The 2,654-nt window shown below is 55.4% G+C and carries 2 protein-coding genes; both read right to left on the reverse strand.

The window, feature by feature from the left end; translation table 11 throughout:
• Positions 1-125 precede the first annotated feature (125 nt).
• Positions 126-887, reverse strand: a complete 762-nt coding sequence (locus HMPREF3048_RS02425; RefSeq protein WP_070422898.1) for an ATP-binding protein — start codon at positions 885-887, stop codon at positions 126-128.
• A gap of 6 nt (positions 888-893) precedes the next feature.
• Entirely contained in the window at positions 894-2,498 is a 1,605-nt protein-coding gene (istA, locus tag HMPREF3048_RS02430; RefSeq protein ID WP_070483559.1) for an IS21 family transposase, read from the reverse strand.
• Positions 2,499-2,654: the final 156 nt, after the last annotated feature.

The following is a 2,654-nucleotide window of genomic DNA, read 5'->3' on the forward strand; positions in this document are numbered from 1 at the left end:
TGCTGAGTGCGCGTAGTTGGTAGGGGTATTCCGAAACGGTGGTAGGGCTGGATTCCGGGTAGTTGGTAGGGCCCCGCGACGGGTTGGGGCTGCTGCTCGTCGCGGGGCCTGTTGATGGTGGTGTGTTACTCGGTTTCTAGTTGGGTGGCTAGGAAGTGGCGCATGTCGTATTCACCGAGTTCGACGCGTTGGCCGGTGTTGAGTCTGCTGACGAGGGAGTCAGCTGCGACTGGGTCGGGAAGTTTTTGTACCCAGTATGCGGCAGTGGTTTGGGAAACGATGATCGTCGGCAGCCTGCCATCGCGGTCGAATATGATCTTCGTTAGGTCTTCTTGCCCGCGTTGGTTGATTCCAATGGTCAGGAAATCATCAAGGATGAGCACGTCAGTGTTTTGTAGCCTGCGCATCTTGGTTACGTAACGCTCATCTGTCGGCGGGAAGGCCGCTAATTCATCTACAAGCTGGTCGAGCCGGTAGTACGCAACGCTGTATTCAGCCTGGCATGCAGCAACTCCGATGGCGCAGGCGATGTATGTCTTGCCTGCCCCTGTTGGGGCTAGGAGGTGGACGTTTCCGGGGTTTTCACGCCAGGGTGTTGCAGCGATGCGTTTGAGTTGACGAAGGTTCAGGCCGCGTTCTTCGACGTTTATCAGCTCGGCAAGTGTTGCACCTGGGTACCGGAACTTTGCTTGGGTGATGGCTTTGGTGATGTTTTGCGCGCGACGTTTGTGGGCGGTTTCTTCCACGGCTTTGAGAAATATCTCTTCAGGCAACTCGGTGTTTGCTTCATCTGCACTGGCAAGTGCGAAGAAGGTATCAGCGAAGGTTGAAAGCCGCAGCTTGCGCAGCGTTGCACGGATGTCATCGTCAAGATGGATCGTGGTCATGATGGGTTAGTCCTCCTGCTTCGGGGTGTCGTAGTAGCTTGCAGGGCGCAGGAACACTGCTTCTGGCATTGCGGCGATATCGACTACCCGAGCCTGGCCTGTTTGTGGTGTTGGGGTGTTGGCTTCGGCGTTACCGTTGCGGGCGATGTCGGCCTGGATGCGGGAGATGACCTGCAGATTCGGCGCGAGGTTGTGGTCGATGATTTGCTGGCACGCTGGTTCAAGTGTGGTTTTGTTGTGCTTGTTCCCGAGCTTGACCAACACGTTGCGGGCTGTGCGTAAACCGCGTGGCAGGGCTTGGGCGTTGTGCTCAAGGATCATGGCGATGACCTTGCTGGTTGCGGGCCCAAACGACGATGCTCTGGCGTAGAGCTCATCGCGAGTTAGCGGTTTGACCCCAGTAATCTCTTTGTCTGGGGTATGCGCAGGGTCTGTGCAATAGCGGTACTTAAACCCGTGCATACGCGGGTGTTCGGCCACGAGGCTATCGCCGTTGAAGATGCTGACCAGGCTGTTGGTCAGCCGTGCGCGCAAAGTCTTGCCGATGTATTGAAACGGCACGGAGTAGTACTGGTAGTCACAACAGATGTGCCAATTGCGATCGACTTTGACGCTGCGCCAGGACACTTCCGTAAATGGGGTGTCAGGAAGGTTGCGCATCATGGGTGCTTCATCGATGTCAAACAGCTCACGACGAGTAAACCCATGCGCATTGGGCATGGTTGTGTTGATGTCTTCGAGGCGCTCAGCGATCGCTTCGTTGAGCTCTTCAAGGCTATAGAACTCAACCCCATCGAAATAGCCAAGGATACGCGTATAGACAAGTTGGACGGCACGCTCAACTGCGGCTTTATCGCGGGGTTTTCCCGGACGTGCTGGTACAAGCAAGATGTCATAGTAGTCAGCAAAGTCCGCATAGCGCTGTTGGATGCGTCGTGCGGGTTTGTTCTTCGCCGGGCGATACGTTGCAGTCGGCGCGTTATCAGGAACGATGATGCCGGGGCGTTTCCCGAGGTAGTTTAGGGCTTTGACGTGGCAGTCAATCCAGGCGTCCATCTTCTCATTCGCCGTAGCAACCACAAATAACAAAGAAGAGTAGGGACAGACAGCCACAAATAGGCAAGCTTTCATCCCTACCTCACCGGTGGCTTGGTCGATGATGCGGACTTTGTCGCCCGCCCAGTCGACGTAGAGCTCTTGGCCTGGTTCATGCTCGATAATCGAGGTCATGCCGGTAGCCCGGATGTAGTCACGCAGGTGTTCACAGAACTGGGAGTACTGGTACTTCGATTCACCTGCGGCGCACGGGGAAGCGACATAGTCCATCCACAGCTTATGGCGCGTGAGGTGCTTGTTGTTCGCCAGCTTCTTCGCGAGTTTTTCGAAGTCAGGTCGGTCATAGCGCAAACGCCGACTCGTTCGCTGATCGCTAAAGTGCGTATCGAAGAACTCTGGATCCAGCTGAGCGAACGAAGACTGCGTGATTGCGTGGTCAGCAATCACTGCTTTGACTTTGGCGATATCCCTGTTGGAGCACTCCAAGGCAGCAGAGATGGCTGCATAACTCGCTCCGGTCAAACACATCGCCATGATGTCTTTGAAGTTGGCCATAAAAGGCCCTCCTTGCGGTCAGAAAGTGGTGACACACCGGCACAGATTGCGCCGACGTCACCTACAAAAATGACCGAAAAAGAAGACCCCTACCACCTATCCGGAAAACCCCTACCAACTACGCGGATTGCCCCTACCAACTACACGGAAACGGCA

Origin of the sequence: Corynebacterium sp. HMSC075D04 (assembly GCF_001815635.1) — a bacterium.
Classification (GTDB): domain Bacteria; phylum Actinomycetota; class Actinomycetes; order Mycobacteriales; family Mycobacteriaceae; genus Corynebacterium; species Corynebacterium coyleae.

Excerpts from the sequence above, each read along its gene's own strand:
- HMPREF3048_RS02425 (WP_070422898.1), bottom strand. The coding sequence starts at position 887 with ATGACCACGATCCATCTTGACGATGACATCCGTGCAACGCTGCGCAAG.
- istA (WP_070483559.1), bottom strand. The coding sequence starts at position 2,498 with ATGGCCAACTTCAAAGACATCATGGCGATGTGTTTGACCGGAGCGAGT.